The organism is Achromobacter sp. NFACC18-2 (assembly GCF_900108985.1).
GTDB lineage: Bacteria > Pseudomonadota > Gammaproteobacteria > Burkholderiales > Burkholderiaceae_B > Achromobacter.
In genome coordinates this window covers 319,463-339,924 of record NZ_FNYM01000003.1, presented here as the reverse complement: position 1 = coordinate 339,924, position 20,462 = coordinate 319,463, and the positions used below count along the sequence as shown (strand labels likewise).

Below are 20,462 nucleotides of genomic sequence, written 5' to 3'. Positions count from 1 at the left end.
GCCCGCTTTCGTTGCGTTCGCTCAATTCGACGTTCCAAAAATAAGTGAAAATATCGAATTGTGTCCAAATAATAAAAATCACACGCAAGGGTGAGAACCGGATGACCTTCCTTCCGGCGACGCAAAAATCCACGATCAGGCGAGCTGCGGCGCGAAACGTCTATCGGGTAGCAGCATCAGAACAAGAGCGCGCCCCCCTGATAGACCGGAGATCCGTCCGCCATGCTCAGCACCATTACGCTTGCCGCCAACGAAACCGCAATCATTACCGAAAAAGAAGCCGCGCCCAGCGGCGTGTACGGCGACGTCACGTTGGGGCAGTATTCTCACCTGATCGTCGACGGCGCCAACGTGACCTTCAAGCACGTCACGCTGGAACGCCTGGGCAGCCGGGTCATTGAACTGCGCAACCAGGCGCAATTGCATGTCGGCGCGCTGGGCTTTGCCAGCATGGGCGCCAGCATCGTCTACCGCATCGGCACCGGATGCGTGCTGACCTACGACGCCAGCCAATGGGACCCGGAAGTCGTCGCCAACACCACGTTCGACTTTGCCAGCCAGGGCAGCGGCACGCTCAAGTATTTTCCGTTCATCAATCCGGAATGGCTGGACTGCCCCAATGTCACGGGCTATTCGCAGGGCGATCTGCTTGAAATCGCGGGCCAGGGCCACGTGCAGCGCTTCCAGGTGCGCGACGGCCGCATCGTGGCCAGCGCGCGCCTGAACTAGGGGCGCGGCTGCGCGAAGCGCTGGCCGCAACCGGCGGCGCGCATGGCGCGCGCCGCCCCGTTCCGTAGGTTATTCCTGCGACAGCGACAGCAGCGCGTCGCGCGTACGCGCCAGCAGCGTGGCGGGCTCGCCCTGGGCGCCGGCAGGCGCCGTGGCGACGGTCACGCCATCGACCACCGCGCCAACGCCTTGCGCATCGGCCTGCAGCACGCTGTCGGCGGGCTCGGACTGCAGACGGCGCATCACGGCGCCGGCTTGCTTGGGATCGGCAAAGCGTTGCGACAGCAGCAGTTCCTCGCCGTCGGCCGCCAGCAGGCGGAAGCGGAAACCGCCGTCCTCGTCGCGGAAGCTGACGAAGCGCGCGCCCTTGGACTTTTCTTTCTTGCCCGGGGCGCCCTTGCCCGCCACCGCCCCCGCGCCCAGATTGCGCAGGCCCACGGCTTCGCGCAGTTCCTGCATGAACGGCACGGCCAGCTTGCGGGCCTTGGCCGCCCCGGCCTGCAGGATGTCTTCGATGCGGCCGGGATTGGCGATCAGTTCGACGTACTTTTCCCGCATGGGCGCCAGCAGGGTTTCCAAGTGTTCATACAGCGCCTGCTTGGCGTCGCCCCAGCCCATGCCCTCTTCGAGCTGCTTGCGAAACGCCGCCGACTGCGCGGGCGTGGCGAACGCGCGGTACAGCGTATACAGGTGCGAGGACTCGGCGTCCTTGGGCTCGCCGGGTTCGCGCGAGTCGGTCACGATGCGCATCACGGAAGCGCGCAAGGCCTTGGCGCCGCCTTCGAACAGGGGAATCGTGTTGTTGTAGCTCTTGGACATCTTGCGGCCGTCCAGGCCCGGCAGCGTCGCCACGTCTTCCTCGATGACCACTTCGGGCAGCGTGAAGTAATCGCGCCCGTACAGGTGGTTGAAGCGCTGGGCGATGTCGCGGGCCATTTCCAGGTGCTGGATCTGGTCGCGGCCCACCGGCACCTTGTTCGCGTTGAACATGACGATGTCGGCGGCCATCAGGATGGGGTACGAGAACAGCCCCATGGTGATGCCGTCATCCGGATCGACGTTCTTGGCCACGTTCTGGTCCACCGAGGCCTTGTACGCATGCGCGCGGTTCATCAGGCCCTTGGCCGTCACGCAGGTCAGCAGCCAGCTCAGTTCGGGGATCTCGGGAATGTCCGATTGGCGGTAGAACGTCACACGCTCGTGGTCCAGGCCCACCGCCAGCCAGGTGGCGGCGATCTCCAGGCGCGAGCGGGCGACCCGCGCCGGGTCGTCGCATTTGATCAGCGCGTGGTAGTCCGCCAGGAAGAAAAATGCGTCCACGCCGGGTTGCGTACTGGCCTGGACCGCCGGGCGGATCGCGCCTGCGTAGTTGCCGAGATGGGGAGTGCCAGTGGTGGTGATGCCGGTAAGGACGCGGGTATTCATGAGGCGAAATGGCGGTTTGCTGGGGAAGCCGTCAGTGTAACGTGCCGCGGCGCGGCGGCCCCGCCGCCTACCACACCGCCAGCACCGGCGCGGCCAGCGCGCACAGGCCGCCGGCGGTCAGGGCCGCGCGCGGCCGGAACGTCAGGAACCAGATCAGCAGCAGGCCCGCGATGCTGAGGATGCCGATCCACTCGACCGTCCCGTAGCTCCACCCCCAGACCGCCGCCGACGCCCACAAGGACAGCGCCAGCGCGGCCCAGCCGAACAGCCGCAGCGGCACCCGATGGCGGCGCGGCAGGGCCCGGTCGAACAGGTCTTCGTAGTGACGGTCCATGCCCAGGCACAGTGCGGAAAACCCCGCGTAGGCCAGGCAGAAGGCGGCCAGCGTCATGGCGTCTCACCTCGCGGTTCAAGTGGGGTCTGCGGCCGCGCAGCCGGGATGGCCGGTTCCTGCGGGGCGGGGAAAACGGCGGCAGTGGAGGAAGCAGCAGGGGGCGCAGCAGGGGTCGCAGCAGGAGTCGCAGCAGGGGGCGCAGCAGGGGGCGCAGCAGGAGCCGCGGCGGCAACGGCGGCCTTGACCGTCTCGCTGCGCGCGGCGCGCGGCTTGCCCGCCGTCCGGGCGGGCGCCTGGCGCGCCATGGCGGCCCTGCGCGCCATCCAGCCGAACACCAGGGCGCTCGCCAGGCAGGTCAGGTCAAAACCCGCCATCACCCAGTCGCCTTGCGGCAAGGAGACGCCCAGATGCCGGTCCGTGGTCAGCGCATTGACCACCGGCACCAGGGCCAGCGCGGCCGCGGCGACGGCCAGCAGGTCGCGCCACTTGCGGCGCGGGAACAGGAAGGCGTAGACCAGGGACCCGCCCCAGGCCAGGAAAAAAGCACGAACCTCCCAGACCTGGCGGCCAGGCATGTCGGCCGGCAGCAGCCGGTTGGCCAGGAACACCGCGGCCACGCCGAACACGACGCCGGCGATGGTGCCCGCGTTCAGGCCATCCACCAGGCGCAGCGAGAACGCTTCGCGCGCGTCGCCCGGCCGCGCCTTCTGGCGACGCTTGGCGATCCACAGCACCAGGCCCGTCGCCACCATGGCCGTGCCGGCCAGGCTGACCAGGAAATACAACCAACGCAGCACGGGTTCGGCGAACAGGCCCAGATGCAGGCCGGTGATCACGCCCGCCGTCGCCGCGGTGGCGCTGCGTTCGTCCTGGGCTTCCTGGAGCGCGCCCGTGGCGCCGTCAAAACGCATATAGGGCGCCAACAGGCCGTACGACACCCCGTCGCTCACGCTGCGCACGAGCGTGATGGTGGCGCCCGCGTCGCCCGGGTTATTGACGGTCACGCGGCCGAGCCGTCCCTGCCAATGCTGCTGCGCCTGTTCCACCAGCGGGGCGATGGCAACCAACGGCGCGGGCCGGTTCTGCGGCGGCGTGACCTGGGAGGATTTGAAGACCTCGTTCGTGTAGTCGCGCGGCGTGTCGTACACGGCCAGGATGCCCGCGGGCATCAGCATCACCATGAAGAGCACCAGGCCGCTGAACGTGATCATCAGGTGGAACGGCAGGCCGAGCACCGACAACACGTTATGGCCATCCATCCAGGCGCGCTGGCCGCCCTTTTTCGGCCGGAAGGTGAAGAAGTCGGCGAAGATCTTCTTGTGCGTGATGATGCCGCTGATGATCGCCACCAGCATGAACATGCCCGCGATGCTGGCCAGCCAGCGTCCCCACGGAAACGCGGTTTCCAGCTCGAAATGAAAGCGGTAGAAGAAGTCGCCGCCGCGCGTCTGCCGCGCCGTCACGGCCTGGCCGGTGGCCGGGTCCAGCTTCACGCGCACGAAGCCGCGTTCGCCCGGCTTGGGCTTGGGCGTCTGGTACAGCAACTGGATGAGCGGCTCGCGATCCGAGGGCGGCGTGATGAACCAGCGCCTGGCGTCGGGCGCATGGTCCGCCAGATAGCGCTGCGCCGTCTCGACCGCCTGGACGGCGGGGACCGGCTGCACCTGGATCTCGGGCTGCATCCAGCGCGTGATCTCGGGCCGGAAAAAGGCCAGCGAGCCGGTCAGGAACATGGCGAACAGCACCCAGCCGAAGATCAGGCCCGCCCACGTGTGCAGCCAGGACATGGACTGGCGCAGGCCCTCTTCGCCTGGCGCCTTGGGCTGGGCGGCCTTCATGCGGCCGCCGCCAGGCGATGGGCCAGGAACAGTCCGCCCAGCAGCGCGGCCGGGCCCAGGATGCCGGCCCAGGCGCGCCAGGCGTTGCGTGTCGCGAACACCCAGATCACGCCGCAGGCGTAGACCACGAAGGACAGCATCTGCGCCGCGGTCACGGCGTCCGCCCGTCCCAGCGGCAACCAGACCGCCAGGCAGGCCGCCGCCGCCGAGGCCAGGGCATAGCCGCCCAGGATGGCGGCCGTCGCGCGGGAAAGAACGGCGAATCGGTAGCGCATCATGCCTGCGCCGGCTGCGGGAGCTTTCACGTAGAGTATCAGGTGGTTGCGGGACGCTGGCGGACCCGGGGGTGGGAGGGGGCCCGAGCTTATCCGCCTTTCCCTGTATAAGGCCTGAATTATAACGATTCTCGTTAAGACAAAAAGACCCGATCGACGTGCGAAGCGCAGGCGACCCGCCGCGCGGGCCGCCCTTCCCCCGGCTTACCAGCGATACCGCAAGCTGGCCTTGATGGAGCGCTGGTAGCCGAACCAGCACCACGAATCGCCCGAGCACGAGGCGACGTATTCCTTGTCGAACAGGTTCTGCACGTTCAGCGCGACCTGCATGCCCTTGAGCGCGGGCGATGCGCGGCCCAGGTCGTAGTCCAGCATCAGGTCGACCAGCGTGACCTTCGGCACCTTCATGGTGTTGGCCTCGTTGGCGTAGGACGACCCGATATAGCGCACGCCGCCGCCCACGCCCAGGCCGGCGAGCGGCCCTTCCTGCAGCTGGTAGCGCGCCCACGCCGACGCCTGCTGCGACGGCAGCGCGACGGGCGTCTTGCCGGTCAGGTCGAAGCCGGACGCGTTCGGATAAGCCTTGGTGTATTCGTTGTTCATGAGCGAATACGCGGCGATCAGCGACAGGCCGCGCATCGGCTCGGTCTTGGCCTCCAGCTCGATGCCCTGCGTGCGCAGCTCGCCCGCCTGGATCGAGCAGCGGCCGCCCGCCGTGCCGCACAGGTGCGTCGGATCGGGATCGGTGGTGGTCATGTTCTCGCGCCGGATGTCGAAGGCCGCGAAGGTCAGCATCGTGGCCGAACCCGGCGGCTGGTACTTGATGCCCACTTCGTACTGCTTGCCCTCGATCGGCTTGAACGGCGTGTTGTTCCACCCCGTGCCGGACTGCGGCTCGAACGATTCCGAATAGCTGAAGTACGGCGCCACGCCGTTGTCGAAGTTGTAGATCGCGCCGAACCGGCCCGAGAACGCTTCCGCGTTGAGCGCCGACGGCGTGACGCGGCCCGAGGCGATGGCCTTCGTCTCGCCCACGCTGCGCGACCAGTCATAGCGCCCGCCCAGGAGGAACGACAGGCGGTCGATCCGGATCTGGTCCTGGAAGTACACGCCGGTCTGGTACTGCGTGGTGGTGGCGTCGCTGGAGAACGCCGGCACCGGAATGTTCTGGAAATTGTCCGGGTTCTTCACGTACAGCGGCGGCGCCGAGCCAAAGCCCGACAGCGTGTCGGTCTTGACGTGCTGGTAGTCGAAGCCGACCAGCACGTTGTGGCCGATCCTGCCGGTGTCGAACCGCGCCTGCAGGTTGTTGTCCAGGGTCAGCGCGCCCACGTCCACGTCCGTCGCGATCGACGCCCGCTGGTGGTACAGATAGCTGCTGTCCGTGTAGCCGTAGTAGTTGGTCATCGCGCCGTAGACGCTGCGGTACTTCGCGTCCGAATGCGTCCAGCGCAGGCTTTGCGACGCCTTGAAGGTGTCGTTGAAGCGATGGTCCAGGATGTAGCCCAGCGAATAGCTCTTGCGGTCGCTTTTCTCGAAGTTGGCGTCGCCGTCGTAGTAGTCCGCCGGCAGCTGGAAGCCATCGGGCGCGCGCAGCAGGGTGCGCATGGCCGGCAAGGCGCCGTAAGAACCCATGTCGGGATCATGCTGGAAATTCGTCAGGATCGTCAGCGAGGTATCGGCATTGGGCTTCCAGGCGAATGCCGGCGACACGAAATAGCGGCGCTCCTTCGTGTCCCGCACCTGGCCGTCGGACATGTAGCCCGAACCCACCAGGCGGTAGAGGAACTTGCCTTCTTCATCGATGGGACCGCCGAAGTCCACGTTCGCGCGGCGGAAATCGTAGTTGCCGACCTGCAGCCCCACTTCGCGCAGCGGCTCGTCCAGCGGCCGCTTGCTGACCTGGTTCACCACGCCGCCGGGGCCGCCCTGCCCGTACATGACCGACGCCGGCCCCTTGAGCACGTCCACGCGCTCCAGGCGGAAGGCGTCCACCTGCGGCAGCGCATCGCGGCCGCCGAACACGCGCAGCCCGTCCAGGTAGGTGGACGCCGAAAACCCGCGCACGGTGAACTGGTCCAGGCGCGTCGCCGTGGCGCCGCGCGACTCCGTGGCCACGCCGGCGGTGTAGCGCAGCACCTGGTTCAGCGTCTGCGCGCCCTGCTCGGTGATCTGTTCGCGCGTGATCACGGACACCGACTGGGGCGTCTCGATGAGCGGCGTATCGGTCTTGGTGGCGCTGGCGCTGGCGGTGGCCACGTATCCCACCGTGGGCGCATAGGCGCTGTCCGACAGGCCCGTGACCGTCACGGGCGCCAGCGTGTGCGCATCGCCGGTGGAGACCGGCGCGGGCGCCAGGGTCCAGGCATTGCCCGACCGCGCGCGCGCCTGCAGGCCGCTGCCCGCCAGGATGCGCGCAAAGCCCGCGCCCACCGTGTAGGCGCCGTCCAGCCCTTCCGAACGCCGGCCCCGGACCAGCGCCGGATCGAACGAAAGCACCACCCCCGCCCTGCGCGCGAACTGCGTCAGCACATCGGCCAGCGGCCCGGCCGGAATCTGAAAAGTGCGTTGCGCGTTGACGGTGGCGGGCGCCGCGGCCGGCGTGGACTGCGCCCAGGCCGCCGGCGCGCCGGCGACCAGCGCGCCCGCGCAGGTGGCGGCCAGCATGGCCTGGCGGCCGGCGGTCATCGGTGCGCGCAGGCGCGGATGGAATGAAGCGGACACGAAGATCTCCCTGTACGGTGGTTTCTTCTGCTTTCCGTACGGGGATGCAAAACCTGCAATGCGCCGGCAAGAAAATGTGTAACAGTCAGGCGTCGCGGGGGCCGACCTGCAACCAATACTGCGTATGGCGCGTGACGGTGATGGGCAAGGTGTGCTCCAGCGCCTTGAGCGCCCGCTCGGCGTCGTCCAGCGGAAACACGCCCGACAGCCGCAAATGCGCCACCGTGGGATCGACGCGGATCACGCCCACCCGCTGACGCGCCAGATAGCCGGCAAAGTCGTCCAGGCGCCACTCCTTGGCCACCACCATCCCGTCCACCCAGGCGAGACCATCCGGGTCCGCCGCGGCGCGGCCGAGGTCGGCATCGGCGGCATAGGCCAGCCGTTCGCCGGCGCTCAGTGGCGTCAGGACACCCTGGCGCAGCAGCGCGACGCTGCCTTCGTACACGCCGACACGCACGTCGTCGGCCGTGCGCCGCAGGTCGAAGCGCGCACGCTCGGCGCGCAATTCGCCATGGCCGGTGTCCACCCGCAGCGCCTGCACGCCGGGGCGCGGGTCGGCCTGCACCAGCATTTCGCCGCGCAGCAGATCGATGTCGCGCGCGCTGCCGCGGACGTTGACGCGCACCGCCGTGTCGCTGTTGAGCGTGACGCGCAGGCCGTCCGCCAGCGCGAGCGCGCGGCGCTCGCCCACGGCGGTGCTGTAGTCTGCGACCAGCCGCTGCCAGGGCGCGTGGCGATAGCCCGTCCAGCCGGTGGCGGCCACACCGGCCACCGCGAGCAGGCTGCGCAGGGCGGTGCGCCGCCCGCGCGATGCCGGCGCGTTCAGCGCGGTGTGCGCCAACGCCGCCGGCACCCGGCGCGCATCGCGGCCGATGGCCTGCAGCCGGTCCCACGCCACGCGGTGGGCGGGATCCTGGGCAAGCCAGTCGCGACAGGACTGCTGCTCGCCCGCGTCGGCCACCCCGGATTGCAGCCGCGTCCACCAGACGATGGCCTCGCGCACCACGGCGTCCGATGGCGGGCCCGCCGGCGCCCGACCGTCCAATGGCGCGCCGTTTGCGGCGTCGGCGGCGTCAGGCATGGATCGCCGCATAGCACGCGGACATCGCACGCACCATGTACTGTTGCACCGAGCTCAATGACACGCCCAGGCGTTCGGCGATCTCGGGATAGGTCAGGCCGTCAAGTTGCGACAGCAGGAACGCCGCGCGTGCCTTGGGCGGCAGCCCGTCCAGCAGGCGGTCCAGTTCCACCAGCGCCTGCAACTGCTCGGCCTGCGCTTCGGGAGACGGCGCATAGGATTCGGGCACGGCGGCCAGATAGGCAAGGTAGGCATGCTCCAGCGCGGCGTGGCGCTGGTGATCCACCACCAAGCCCTTGGCAATGGTGGTGAGCAGTGCGCGGGCCTCGTGGGCGCGCACCTGCTTGCGGCCCTGGATCACCCGGACAAATACGTCCTGCGCCAGGTCCTCGGCGCGATGCTCGCAGCCGAGCTTGCGGCGCAGCCATCCGAACAGCCAGGGGCGATGATCGCGATACAAGCCATCGACGGGCGCGGCCGGGGTGTCGACGCACGGACCCGACGAGGAAAGCAAGGTGGAGGACAAGGTTGAGACTGCGGCGGTGAACCAAAGTCTCGGAATCTTAATTGATAATGACTTGCATTAACAATGACAGACGGCCCCCGGTCCTTGAAAATAGGACCGGGTGAGGCATTGCTACAACGTCGCGGCCAGGCGGCGCTCGGATTCGAGGTACTCGCGCGACTGCATTTCAAGAATGCGCGAGACCGTGCGGTGGAACTCGTTGGCCAGCGCGCCCTGCGTGTAGATCTCTTCGGGCTCGCACTCGGCGGACATGATGAGCTTGACGCGGTGGTCATAGAACACGTCGATCAGCCAGGTAAAGCGACGCGCCTCGGAAGCCTGGCGCGGCCCCATGCGCGGCACGCCGGAAAGAATCACCGCGTGGAAGCGGTTGGCCAGTTCCAGATAGTCGTTCTGCGAACGCGGACCCCCGCACAGCGTGGCGAAATCGAACCACACCACCGAGCCGCCCAGCGCCAGCGCGCGGATCTCGCGATGCTCGATGTGCAGCACGGGCTCCTGCGGCGGCGTATCGGCCAGCGCATCGAAGGCCGCCTGCAGCGCCTGCTGCGCGTGCTCGTCCAGCGGCGTGTGATAGCTCTGCACCTGCTCCAGCGAGCGGCGGCGGTAGTCCACGCCCGCATCCACGTTCATGACGTCCATGCGCGACTGGATCAGCGCGATGGCGGGCAGCACGCGATCGCGGTGCAGCCCGTCGGTGTACAGCGTGGACGGTTCGTAGTTGGACGTCATCACGAAGGACGTGCCGTATTCGAACAGCTTGAGCAGCAGGCGGTGCAGGATCATCGCGTCCGCCACATCGGACACGTGGAATTCGTCGAAGCAGATCAGCCGGTAGCGCTTGGCCACACGCTTGGCGACCTCGTCCAGCGGATCCTGCATGCCCTTCACTTCCTCCAGCTCGCGGTGCACGCCGCGCATGAATTCGTGAAAGTGCAGGCGCGTCTTGCGCACGACCGGCACGGTGGCGTAGAACGCATCCATCAGGAAGCTCTTGCCGCGGCCCACGCCGCCCCACAGATAGACGCCCCGGGGCACGTCGGGACGGTTCAAAAGCTTCTTGAGCGCGTTCGAGCGCATCGACTTGAACTTGACCCATTCGTCGTAATAGCGCTGCAAGCGGTCGATCGCCTTCTTCTGCGCTTCGTCGGGCTTGTAGCCGCGTTCGGCCAAGGCGTGTTCGTAGTATTCGCTGACGTTCATGTGGGAACCGGATCAGGCTGAATGAAAAAAGGCGAGAAACAACAGGGCAATAAAGAAAAGGGCGGGTCCTGGAACCCGCCCCCGGTCTTGCAGAGGTCAAGCGTGGCTTAGAAGTTCAGCGCGCGCTTGTCCACGGCCAGAGCGGCTTCCTTCACGGCTTCCGACAGCGTCGGGTGCGCGTGGCAGATGCGGGCGATGTCTTCGGCGGCGCCGCGGAATTCCATGATGGTCACGGCTTCCGAGATCAGTTCCGAGGCCATCGGGCCCACGATGTGCACGCCCAGGACTTCATCGGTCTTGGCATCGGCGATCACCTTGGCAAAGCCGGTGGTGTCGCCCAGCGCGCGGGCGCGGCCGTTGGCCAGGAACGGGAAGCTGCCGGCCTTGTACTCGCGGCCTTCGGCCTTGAGCTGCTGCTCGGTCTTGCCGACCCAGGCGATTTCCGGCGAGGTGTAGATGACCCACGGCACGGTGTCGAAGTTGACGTGGCCGTGCTGGCCGGCGATGCGCTCGGCAACCGCCACGCCTTCTTCTTCGGCCTTGTGCGCCAGCATCGGGCCGCGCACCACGTCGCCCACCGCCCAGACGTTCGGCAGGTTGGTCTTGCAGTCGCCGTCCACGGCCACAAAGCCGCGTTCGTCCAGCTTCAGGCCCACGGCGTCGGCGTTCAGGCCGCCGGTGTAGGGCACGCGGCCGATCGAGACGATCAGCTTGTCCACGACCAGCTTCTGCTCGGCGCCCTTGGCGTCGACGTAAGGCACGGTCACCGACTTGGCGGTCGCCTTGATCTCACCGATCTTGACGCCCATCTGGATGTTCAGGCCTTGCTTGGTGAAGGCCTTCAGGGCTTCCTTGGCCACTTGCTGGTCGGCGGCGGCCAGGAATTCCGGCATCGCTTCCAGGATGGTGACGTCGGAACCCAGGCGGCGCCACACGCTGCCCATTTCCAGGCCGATCACGCCAGCGCCGATGACGCCCAGCGTCTTGGGCACGGCGCCGATGTTCAGGGCGCCGTCGTTGGACAGCACGACCTTTTCGTCGAACGGCAGGCCGGGCAGCTCACGCGCCGACGAGCCCGTGGCGACCACGACGTGCTTGGCCACCAGGTCTTCCTCGGCGGTGCCGGTGACCTTGATGGCCCAGCCGCCTTCCACCTGGCCGCTGAACGCGCCCTTGCCGTGGAAGAACGTGACCTTGTTCTTCTTGAACAGGTACAGGATGCCGTCGTTGTTCTGCTTGACCACCGTGTTCTTGCGGCCGATCAGCGTGTCGAGCTTCAGGCTGACGCCCTTGACTTCGATGCCGTGCTCGGCGAAGTGGTGGTTGGCCTGCTCGAAGTGTTCGGACGATTGCAGCAGCGCCTTGGACGGGATGCAGCCGACGTTGGTGCAGGTGCCGCCGGGAGCCGGGCCGCCTTGGCCATTCTGCCAGGCGTCGATGCAGGCGACCGACATGCCGAGCTGCGCGGCGCGGATGGCGGCGATGTAGCCGCCGGGGCCTGCGCCGATCACGACGACGTCAAATTGTTTGGACATAGTGTTCTCGCGAATGAGGGATGAAGAAGCGCACTTCCTGCCCAGCGTGGTCGTGCTGCGGGCCGGCGGGGAGCCGGCCCGGGCGCCGCGCGACTTGCGGGTCGCGCGCGGCGCCGGCCAGGGGCGTCGAGATTACAGGTCCAGCAACAGGCGCTGCGGATCTTCCAGGGCGTCCTTCATGGCGACCAGGCCCAGCACGGCTTCGCGGCCGTCGATGATGCGGTGGTCGTAGGACAGGGCCAGGTAGTTCATCGGGCGGATGACGATCTGGCCGTTTTCGACGACGGCGCGATCCTTGGTGGCGTGCACGCCCAGGATGGCCGATTGCGGCGGGTTGATGATCGGGGTCGACAGCATCGAACCGAACACGCCACCGTTGGAGATCGAGAACGTGCCACCGGTCATTTCTTCGATGCCCAGCTTGCCGTCAGCGGCGCGGCGGCCGAAGTCGGCGATGGTCTTTTCGATTTCAGCGATGGACAGCTGGTCGGCGTTGCGCAGGATCGGCACCACCAGGCCACGCGGGCTGCCGACAGCGATACCGATGTCGAAGTAGCCGTGGTAGATGATGTCCTTGCCGTCGATCGAGGCGTTGATCAGCGGGTACTTCTTCAGCGCGGCAACGGCGGCCTTGACGAAGAACGACATGAAGCCCAGCTTGATGCCGTGTTCCTTTTCGAACTTGTCCTTGTACTTGGCGCGCAGGTCGATCACGGCCTGCATGTTGACTTCGTTGAACGTCGTCAGGATCGCGTTTTCCTGTTGCGATTGCAGCAGGCGCTCGGCGATGCGGGCGCGCAGGCGGCTCATCGGCACGCGCTGTTCCGGACGGCCATCCAGCGACAGCGTGGTCGGGGCGGGCGCGGCGGCAGCCTTGGCGGGCGCGGCCTTGGGCTGCGCGCTGGCGGCCAGGGCGTCGCCCTTGGTCACGCGGCCGTCGCGGCCGGTGCCGGCCACGGAAGCGGCGTCAACGCCCTTCTCGGCCAGGATCTTGGAGGCGGCGGGCGACGCGACGCCAGCGGCGGCCGTCGAGGCCGGGGCAGCAGCGGCGGGGGCCGGCGCGGCGGCGGCTTGTTCAGCGGCCTTGGGGGCTTCGGCGGGCGCGGTGGCGGCGGCGCCAGCCTTGGCGGCCGTGTCGATGCGGGCCAGGACTTCGCCGGAGGTCACGGTGCTGCCATCGCCCTTGACGATTTCGGACAGCACGCCCGAGGCGGGGGCCGGCACTTCCAGCACGACCTTGTCGGTTTCGACTTCGATCAGGATTTCGTCCGCTTCAACGGCAGCGCCGGGCTGCTTCTTCCAGGTCAGCAGGGTCGCTTCGGAGACGGATTCGGAAAGTTGGGGAACGACGACGTCGGTAATAGCCATTTTGTTTATTCCGTAGAGAGTGTGTTCTTGTCACGCGGCGCGGCAAGGTTCGAAACGGGGTTCCGGAACGCTTGCCGCCCGCGGCGCGTGCATCAAGTAAAGGTTACTTCGTCAACATGACCTTGAACTTGGGCGCGAAGGCCGTTTCGATCAGGGCCTTCTGCTGCTCCTGGTGCTTGGCCAGGTAGCCCACGGCCGGCGATGCCGACGCGGCACGGCCTGCGTAGCCCAGCTTCTGGCCTTCGACCATGTTCTCGTACACGTGATGCTGAACGTAGAACCAGGCGCCTTGGTTCTGGGGTTCGTCCTGCACCCAGATGACTTCGGTGGCCTTCGGATACTTGCGCAGTTCGGCTTCGAACGACTTGTGCGCAAACGGATAGAGCTGCTCGACACGGACGATGGCGACGTGGTCGGCGCCACGCTCGCGGCGGGCATTGACCAGGTCGTAGTACACCTTGCCCGAGCAAGCCAGCACGCGCTTGACCTTGCTGGCGTCGATGGCCTCGTCGACCTCGCCGATGACCGGGCGGAAGCTGCCGCCGGCCAGGTCGGTCAGGGGCGAACCCGCGTCCTTGTTGCGCAGCAGCGACTTCGGCGTGAACAGCACCAGCGGCTTGCGGAACGGGCGGATCATCTGGCGGCGCAGAACGTGGAAGATCTGCGAGGCCGAGGTCGGCTGGACCACTTGCATGTTGTTGTCGGCGCACAGCTGCAGGAAGCGCTCGATGCGGCCCGACGAGTGCTCGGGGCCCTGGCCTTCGTAGCCGTGCGGCAGCATCAGGGTCAGGCCCGACTGGCGGCCCCACTTGGCTTCGCCGGAGCTGATGAACTGGTCGATCACGACCTGGGCGCCGTTGACGAAGTCGCCGAACTGGCCTTCCCAGATGGTCAGCGTGTTGGGCTCGGCGCTGGAGTAGCCATATTCAAAGCCCAACACTGCCTCTTCGGACAGCACGGAGTCGATGACGGTGAACGGCGCCTGGCCTTCCGACACGTTCTGCAGCGGGATGTAGGTGCCATCGTTCCAGCGTTCGCGGTTCTGGTCGTGCAGCACGGCGTGGCGGTGCGTGAACGTGCCGCGGCCCGAGTCCTGGCCGGTAATGCGGATGGCGTAGCCCGAGGACACCAGGGTCGCGAAGGCGAGGTGTTCGCCCATGCCCCAGTCCAAGTTCATTTCGCCCTTGGCCATCGTGCGGCGGTCGTTCAGCAGCTTGGCGACCAGCGGGTGCACCGTGAAGCCTTCCGGCACGGTGGTGATGCGTTCGCCGATGCGCTTCAGTTCAGCCAGCGGCACGGCGGTGTCGGCCTGGTCGGTCCACTTGGCGCCCAGGAACGGCGACCAGTCGATGGCGTACTTGCTCTTGTAGTCGGTCAGCACCGGTTCGATGGTGCGCTGGCCGTCTTCCATCAGCTGGCGGTAGTCCTTGACCAGCTGATCGGCTTCGCCTTCGGCCAGCACGCCTTGCGTGGTCAGCTTGTCGGCGTACAGCTTGCGCGTGCCGGGGTGATGGCCGATGCGCTTGTACATCAGGGGCTGCGTCAGCGACGGGGTGTCTTGCTCGTTGTGGCCCAGCTTGCGGAAGCAGACGATGTCCACGACGATGTCGTGGCGGAACTGCAGGCGGTAGTCCAGGGCCAGCTTGGTGACGAACACCACGGCTTCGGGGTCGTCGCCGTTGACGTGGAACACCGGGGCTTCGATCATCTTGACCACGTCGGTGCAATACAGCGTCGAACGCGAGTCGCGCGGGTCGGACGTGGTGAAGCCGATCTGGTTGTTGATGACGATGTGCAGCGTGCCGCCCGTACCGTAGCCGCGCGTCTGGGCCAGGTTCAGGGTTTCCATCACGACGCCCTGGCCGGCAAAGGCCGCGTCGCCGTGCACCAGCACCGGCAGCACTTGCTTGCCTTCGGCATCGCCGCGGCGTTCCTGGCGAGCGCGGGCGCTGCCTTCGACGACGGGGTTGACGATTTCAAGGTGCGACGGGTTGAACGCCAGCGACAGGTGGACGGGGCCGCCGCGCGTGGACAGGTCGCTCGAGAAGCCGTTGTGGTACTTCACGTCGCCGTCGGTCAGGCCTTCGGCGTGCTTGCCTTCGAACTCGGCGAACAGGTCGCCGGGCATCTTGCCCATGATGTTCACGAGCAGGTTCAGGCGGCCGCGGTGGGCCATGCCGACCACGATTTCCTGGACGCCGTTTTCACCGGCGTGGTTGACCACTTCGTCCATCGAGGCGATGAAGCTTTCGCCGCCTTCCAGCGAGAAGCGCTTCTGGCCGACGTACTTGGTGTGCAGGAAGCGTTCCAGTCCTTCGGACTCGGTGAGCTGCTGCAGGATGTGGCGCTTTTCTTCCGCCGTGTACGTGGGTGCGCCCAGCGTGGTTTCCAGGCGTTCCTGGATCCAGCGCTTGGCGGCGGGGTCGGAGATGTGGGTGAATTCTGCACCGATGCTGCGGCAGTACGTATCGCGCAGCGCCTTCAGGATGTCGCGCAGCGTCATCGTGCTGGCGGTCGTGAAGTAGGTGTTGGTGGCCGAGTAGGTCTGGTCCAGATCGGCTTCGGTCAGGCCGTAGAAGGCGGGATCGAGTTCGGGGATCGGCGGACGTTCCTGGCGCTTGAGCGGATCCAGGTCGGCCCAGCGCGAGCCCAGCGAGCGGTAGGCGGCAATCAGCGATTGCACCGACACTTGCTTGCTGGCGACGCTCAGGTCGGGTTCGGCGGCGCGTTGCACGAAGGCATTGGCCTTGGCGCGCTGGGCGAACGATTCGACGATGGGAGCGTGGGCCTGGTCGCGGGTGGATTCCTGGCCGTCGGTCGCGGGAGCGTGCTGCAATTGGTCGAAATATTCGCGCCAGTTGTCAGGAACCGAACCGGGGTTATCGAGGTAGGCTTCGTAAAGCTCCTCGACATAGGGGGCATTACCCCCAAAGAGGTAAGACGTGGATAGAGATTCTATTTCCGAAGACATATCGCTTCACCTTTACGAGTGCTTCACTCGATACGATGCAGGAAAACCTTCCGCGACACGGGCTTCCCGTTAAGCGGATAGCAGGGGCAGAAGGCGCGTACAAGCCCTGAAAGCCTATGGTCGAAGAGTATAACCCTTTGAGTTTACGGGCGTCTTCCGCCAATTTTGTGCCGCGCAAGGCGCTTTCGGAATGCTTTCATGCGGCATCGGAATGTCCATTGAACCCCTGGCATTGCGCCGTCTACGCGCCACCAAAATCTGGCAATCCAAAATGCCGCAGCGCGTCATTTTGATTTGCCTGAAAGCCAAGTGTTGCATTTAAGCCGCGTCAAACCGGAAGCGCGGTGGTAGACATGATCTCTTTCAGGACGAAAAACGTGCGGATCTGGCGTACGCCAGGCAGCTTGATGATCTCGCCCGCATGCAGCTTGTTGAAGCGTTCAAGATCCCGTATGCGCAGCATGAGGAAGTAGTCGAACTCCCCCGCGACCAGATGGCATTCCAGGCAACCGCTGATGCCCTTGGCCGCTTCCTCGAAGTCGGTGAACGAGTCGGGCGTGGAGCGGTCCAGCACCACGCCCACGATGACCAGCGTGGCCATGTCCACGTCGGCGGGCTCCAGCAGCGCCACGGTCTTTCTGATGACGCCTTCGCTCCTTAGCCGTTCGACGCGCCGCAGGCACGCGGCCGGACTCAGGTGCACGCGCGCGCTCAGGTCCAGGTTGGTGATCTGCGCGTCCTCCTGGAGGATGCGCAGGATCTGCCGGTCGATGCGGTCGAGCGTGAAAACGGCAGTCATGCGATACGTCCCTGAAAATAATATTTCGTGGCGGATTTTACTTTCGAAATAATAAATCCATTAATCGGAATAAACGATTTTTTGATTTAACGATTTAAAAAAATACGCAATTGACCCCACAACCCCATGATTTCTATGATTTTTGCAAGTCCCGCCGCTGGCGCGGACCCTGCCAGGATCACCAGGAGCCCCCATGGATCTGCAACGTTTTCCCCGCCATCGCCTGACCTTCGGCGACACCCCCATTGAAAAGCTCGACCGCCTGTCCCAGCACCTGGGCGGCAAGGTCGAGATCTACGCCAAGCGCGAGGACTGCAACAGCGGCCTGGCCTTCGGCGGCAACAAGCTGCGCAAGCTCGAATACCTGATCCCGCAGGCGTTGGAGCAAGGCTGCGACACGCTCGTCACCATCGGCGGCATCCAGTCCAACCACACCCGCATGGTCGCGGCAGTGGCCGCCAAGCTGGGCCTGGCCTGCGTGCTGGTCCAGGAGAACTGGGTGGATTATTCGGACGCGGTCTACGACCGCGTGGGCAACATCATGATGAGCCGCCTGATGGGCGCGGACGTGCGGCTGGTGGACCAGGGTTTTGACATCGGCTTTCGCCAGAGCTGGGAAGAGGCGCTGGAAGACGTCAGACGGCGCGGCGGCAAGCCCTATGCGATTCCGGCGGGCGCCTCGGACCATGAACTGGGCGGGCTGGGCTACGTGGGCTTTGCCGAAGAGGTGCGGCGCCAGGAAGCCGAGCTGGGCTTCAAGTTCGACTACATCGTCGTCTGCGCGGTCACGGGCAGCACCCAGGCCGGCATGGTCGTGGGCTTTGCGGCCGACGGGCGCGCCGACCGCGTCATCGGCATCGACGCGTCGGCCACGCCCGACCAGACACGAGCCCAGATCCTGCGCATCGCGCGGCGCACCGCCGATCTGGTGGGACTTGAAAAGCCGATCGAAGACAAGGACGTGGTGCTGGACACGCGCTATGCCTATCCGGCCTACGGCCTGCCCTCGCCCGAAACCAACGACGCCATCCGCACCTGCGCCCGGCTGGAAGGCATGATGACCGACCCCGTGTACGAAGGAAAATCCATGCAGGGGATGATGGACATCATCCGCAAAGGCGAGATTCCCGCCGGATCGAAGGTTCTGTATGCGCACCTGGGAGGGGTGCCGGCGATCAACGCCTACAGCTTTCTCTACCGCAACGGATAACGGCGGCTTCGGGGTTACGGGGTGGCCCTGCGGGGATCTGCGGTAAGGCCTGCGCCGCGCCCGCGCTGCCCGGGAAAGCCGTGACGGCTGGCCGCGCCCGCCACCACCAGCGTCGCGGCCAGCAGTGCCAGCAGCGCGGGCGAGAATGCGGCGACGCCCGCGCGGGCGAGCAGGACGCCCCCCACGATCCCCCCGCCCGCAATCGCCAGGTTCCAGGCCGTGACCAGCATCGACTGCGCCACGTCGGCCGCACCGCCGGCGGTATGCGCGATCGCGGTCTGGAACAGCGTCGGCGCGCCCCCAAAAGCCAGGCCCCATGCGGCCACGGCCACGATCACCACGACGGGTTCATCGCCCCGCACGCCCAGGGCCAGCGCGGACAAGGCGAACAACGCCGTGCTGGCCAGCGTCAGCGCGCGCAGATGGGTGTCGATGAGAACGCCGATGACCCATAGTCCCAGCAAGGACGAAAGGCCGAACACCAGCAGCATCGCGTCCGTGCGATCCCCCATGCCTGCCGCGGCCAGGAAGGGCGCAATGTAGGTGTAGAGAATGTTGTGCGCCAGGACGAACGCGAACACCACGAACAGCACCGCGCGAACGCCCGGCGTCGTGAAGACGCGCCGCAGCGGCGCCCGCTCGCCGGCCGCCTGCCCGGCGAAGTCCGGCACCTGCACGCGCACCCACGCCATCAGGATCAGCGCCAACGCGCTCATGATGCCGAAACACGACCGCCAGCCCACCAGGTTGCCCAGAAAGGTGCCTGCCGGCACGCCGAGAGACAACGCCAGGGGCGTGCCGACCATGGCAATCGCGATGGCGCGCCCTTTCTGGCGCTCCGGCACCATGCGGGCGGCGTAGCCTGCCGCCAGCGCCCACAGCAGCCCGGCCGACACGCCCGCCAGGAAACGCGCCGCCATGATCCATTCAAAGCGCGTGGATACCGTGGTGACGGTATTGGCGATGACGAATCCGCCAATCGCCGCCAGCAGCAACCGTCGCCGGCGCACGCCCTGTGTCGCGGCGGTCAGGGGGATCGCCGCCACGAGCGAGCCGATGGCGTAGACGGTCACCATCTGGCCGGCCATCGCTTCGGAAATGCCCAGGCCGGCGCTGATCTGCGGGAGCAGGCCCGCCGGCAGCGCTTCGGTCAGGATCGTGATGAAACCTGCCAACGCCAGCGCCAGCAGCGATGCAATCGGCAGGCGCGCCCCATCCGCGCCGCCCTCGGGAATCCGGGTTGTTGAACTGGTCATGCTCTGCCTTTTTGAAGCCCGGCCCGCGCTGACTGTGGGCGCCGGGCTGGACGGATTGATCGAAGGCAGCCATGGTCGCGCCCAGAGCGGTTCGCGACAATAATGCTAATGTTCAAAACAATTCCGACAAATTTTCCTTAATCGAGCATGGTCGAATCCCTGAGCGCCATTGCCTTCTTCGTGCAGGCCGCCGAAACGCGAAATTTTTCCGAGGCGGCCCGCAGCCTCGGCGTGTCCTCGTCCACGGTCGGCAAGGGCATCTGCCGGCTGGAATCACGGCTGGGCGTGCGTCTGTTCCATCGCAGCACGCGCAGCATCACGCTGACCGCCGAGGGTGCGCTGTTCCTCGAACGTTGCCGCCGCATTCTGTGCGAAGTCGAATCGGCCGAGCTCGAACTGTCCGAAACCCGGCAAGCGCCAGGCGGCCGGCTGCGGATCAGCCTGCCTCTGGTGGGCATGCTGATCATGCCGGCGCTGACGGACTTCATGCACCGCTACCCCGCCATCGAGCTGGACGTGGATTTTTCGGACCGCCTGGTCGACGTGATAAACGAGGGCTTCGACGTCGTCATGCGCACCGGCGAGCCCACCGACTCGCGCCTGGTGTCGCGTCCGGTCGGCACGTATCGGCTGCTGCTCGTCGCGTCGCCCGCCTACCTGGCAGCTCGCGGAACGCCTGCGTCCCCCGCCGACCTGGTGCATCACGCCTGTCTGCAGCACAAATTTCCCAGCACCGGAAAACTCGAACCCTGGCCCTTGACGCGCGCCCCCGACGCGCCGGAATGGGCGCTGCCGGTCTCGATGACCTGCAACACGTCCGCGGCCCTGCTGGATGTCGCGCTGGCGGGCCTGGGCATCGCGTGCCTGCCCGACTTCCTGGTCCGGCCGTCGCTGGAACGGGGCGACTTGGTATCGGTGCTGGACCGGCACGTCCAGCATGAAGGCACCTTCCGGCTGCTGTGGCCATCGAGCAAGCACCTCGCGCCGAAGCTGCGGGTCTTTATCGATTTCATGGGCGCGGCGTTGTTCAAAGGCGGGCAAGCGCCTCACGCGTGATCGCCGGAATTGCCGGAATTGACGGAATTCGCCATCCAGGGCGATGGCTAGGGCAATCTCGGGTGGCCGATCTCTGGTATTTGATGTACATACTTTGTATACATGAAAGAGCCCGTGCAAGACCTCGTG

16 protein-coding genes are annotated in these 20,462 nt (G+C 66.4%); 3 read left to right on the top strand and 13 right to left on the bottom strand.

Annotated features, from left to right (window positions below; all coding sequences use genetic code 11):
- Window positions 1–222 precede the first annotated feature (222 nt).
- Window positions 223–729: a TMEM165/GDT1 family protein gene (locus BMW75_RS06425; RefSeq protein WP_092577934.1), complete on the top strand. Its 507-nt coding sequence runs from the start codon at window positions 223–225 to the stop codon at window positions 727–729.
- A gap of 69 nt (window positions 730–798) precedes the next feature.
- Here BMW75_RS06425 and BMW75_RS06420 read toward each other — a convergent pair whose 3' ends face one another.
- From BMW75_RS06420 to BMW75_RS06365, 12 genes are all read right to left on the bottom strand, one after another.
- Window positions 799–2,154 carry a tryptophan--tRNA ligase gene (locus tag BMW75_RS06420; RefSeq protein ID WP_092577932.1) on the bottom strand — a complete coding sequence of 452 codons (1,356 nt, stop codon included), beginning with the start codon at window positions 2,152–2,154 and terminating at the stop codon, window positions 799–801.
- A 67-nt stretch (window positions 2,155–2,221) separates the two neighbouring features.
- On the bottom strand, window positions 2,222–2,545 hold the full coding sequence (locus BMW75_RS06415) for a DUF3325 domain-containing protein (protein ID WP_092577930.1): 324 nt from the start codon (window positions 2,543–2,545) through the stop codon (window positions 2,222–2,224).
- Complete coding sequence (locus BMW75_RS06410; RefSeq protein ID WP_092577929.1) at window positions 2,542–4,326, bottom strand: PepSY-associated TM helix domain-containing protein; 1,785 nt, start codon at window positions 4,324–4,326, stop codon at window positions 2,542–2,544. The genes BMW75_RS06415 and BMW75_RS06410 overlap by 4 nt, the downstream gene beginning before the upstream one ends.
- Window positions 4,323–4,604 (bottom strand): DUF3649 domain-containing protein, encoded by a 282-nt coding sequence (locus BMW75_RS06405; RefSeq protein ID WP_076519471.1) that lies wholly within the window; start codon window positions 4,602–4,604, stop codon window positions 4,323–4,325. The genes BMW75_RS06410 and BMW75_RS06405 overlap by 4 nt, the downstream gene beginning before the upstream one ends.
- Before the next feature lie 201 nt (window positions 4,605–4,805).
- On the bottom strand, window positions 4,806–7,268 hold the full coding sequence (locus BMW75_RS06400; protein ID WP_371466757.1) for a TonB-dependent siderophore receptor: 2,463 nt from the start codon (window positions 7,266–7,268) through the stop codon (window positions 4,806–4,808).
- Between the two features lie 142 nt (window positions 7,269–7,410).
- Complete coding sequence (locus BMW75_RS06395) at window positions 7,411–8,409, bottom strand: FecR domain-containing protein (protein ID WP_092577924.1); 999 nt, start codon at window positions 8,407–8,409, stop codon at window positions 7,411–7,413.
- The gene (locus BMW75_RS06390) at window positions 8,402–8,935 is read right to left on the bottom strand and encodes a sigma-70 family RNA polymerase sigma factor (RefSeq protein WP_092577922.1); all 534 of its coding nucleotides are present in this window, start codon (window positions 8,933–8,935) and stop codon (window positions 8,402–8,404) included. The genes BMW75_RS06395 and BMW75_RS06390 overlap by 8 nt, the downstream gene beginning before the upstream one ends.
- A 111-nt stretch (window positions 8,936–9,046) precedes the next feature.
- Entirely contained in the window at window positions 9,047–10,138 is a 1,092-nt protein-coding gene (gene zapE, locus BMW75_RS06385) for a cell division protein ZapE (RefSeq protein ID WP_076519466.1), read from the bottom strand.
- 107 nt (window positions 10,139–10,245) lie between these two features.
- Window positions 10,246–11,673, bottom strand: coding sequence for a dihydrolipoyl dehydrogenase (lpdA, locus tag BMW75_RS06380; protein ID WP_092577921.1), 1,428 nt, complete (start codon window positions 11,671–11,673; stop codon window positions 10,246–10,248).
- Between the two features lie 132 nt (window positions 11,674–11,805).
- Window positions 11,806–13,041, bottom strand: a complete 1,236-nt coding sequence (gene odhB, locus BMW75_RS06375) for a 2-oxoglutarate dehydrogenase complex dihydrolipoyllysine-residue succinyltransferase (protein ID WP_092577919.1) — start codon at window positions 13,039–13,041, stop codon at window positions 11,806–11,808.
- A 103-nt stretch (window positions 13,042–13,144) separates the two neighbouring features.
- A complete protein-coding gene (locus BMW75_RS06370; RefSeq protein ID WP_092577917.1) occupies window positions 13,145–16,012 on the bottom strand; it encodes a 2-oxoglutarate dehydrogenase E1 component in 2,868 nt (955 codons plus the stop codon).
- A 328-nt stretch (window positions 16,013–16,340) separates the two neighbouring features.
- Window positions 16,341–16,811 (bottom strand): Lrp/AsnC family transcriptional regulator, encoded by a 471-nt coding sequence (locus BMW75_RS06365; protein WP_076519462.1) that lies wholly within the window; start codon window positions 16,809–16,811, stop codon window positions 16,341–16,343.
- A 193-nt stretch (window positions 16,812–17,004) separates the two neighbouring features.
- Here BMW75_RS06365 and BMW75_RS06360 point away from each other — a divergent pair, with 193 nt between their 5' ends.
- Window positions 17,005–18,021 carry a 1-aminocyclopropane-1-carboxylate deaminase gene (locus BMW75_RS06360; protein WP_092577915.1) on the top strand — a complete coding sequence of 339 codons (1,017 nt, stop codon included), beginning with the start codon at window positions 17,005–17,007 and terminating at the stop codon, window positions 18,019–18,021.
- Between the two features lie 14 nt (window positions 18,022–18,035).
- Here the strand turns inward: BMW75_RS06360 and BMW75_RS06355 are convergent, their stop codons facing one another.
- Window positions 18,036–19,277 (bottom strand): MFS transporter, encoded by a 1,242-nt coding sequence (locus tag BMW75_RS06355; protein WP_092577913.1) that lies wholly within the window; start codon window positions 19,275–19,277, stop codon window positions 18,036–18,038.
- Window positions 19,278–19,424: 147 nt separating this feature from the next.
- Between BMW75_RS06355 and BMW75_RS06350 the strand changes: the two genes are divergently transcribed.
- Entirely contained in the window at window positions 19,425–20,333 is a 909-nt protein-coding gene (locus BMW75_RS06350; protein ID WP_092577911.1) for a LysR family transcriptional regulator, read from the top strand.
- Window positions 20,334–20,462 lie beyond the last annotated feature (129 nt).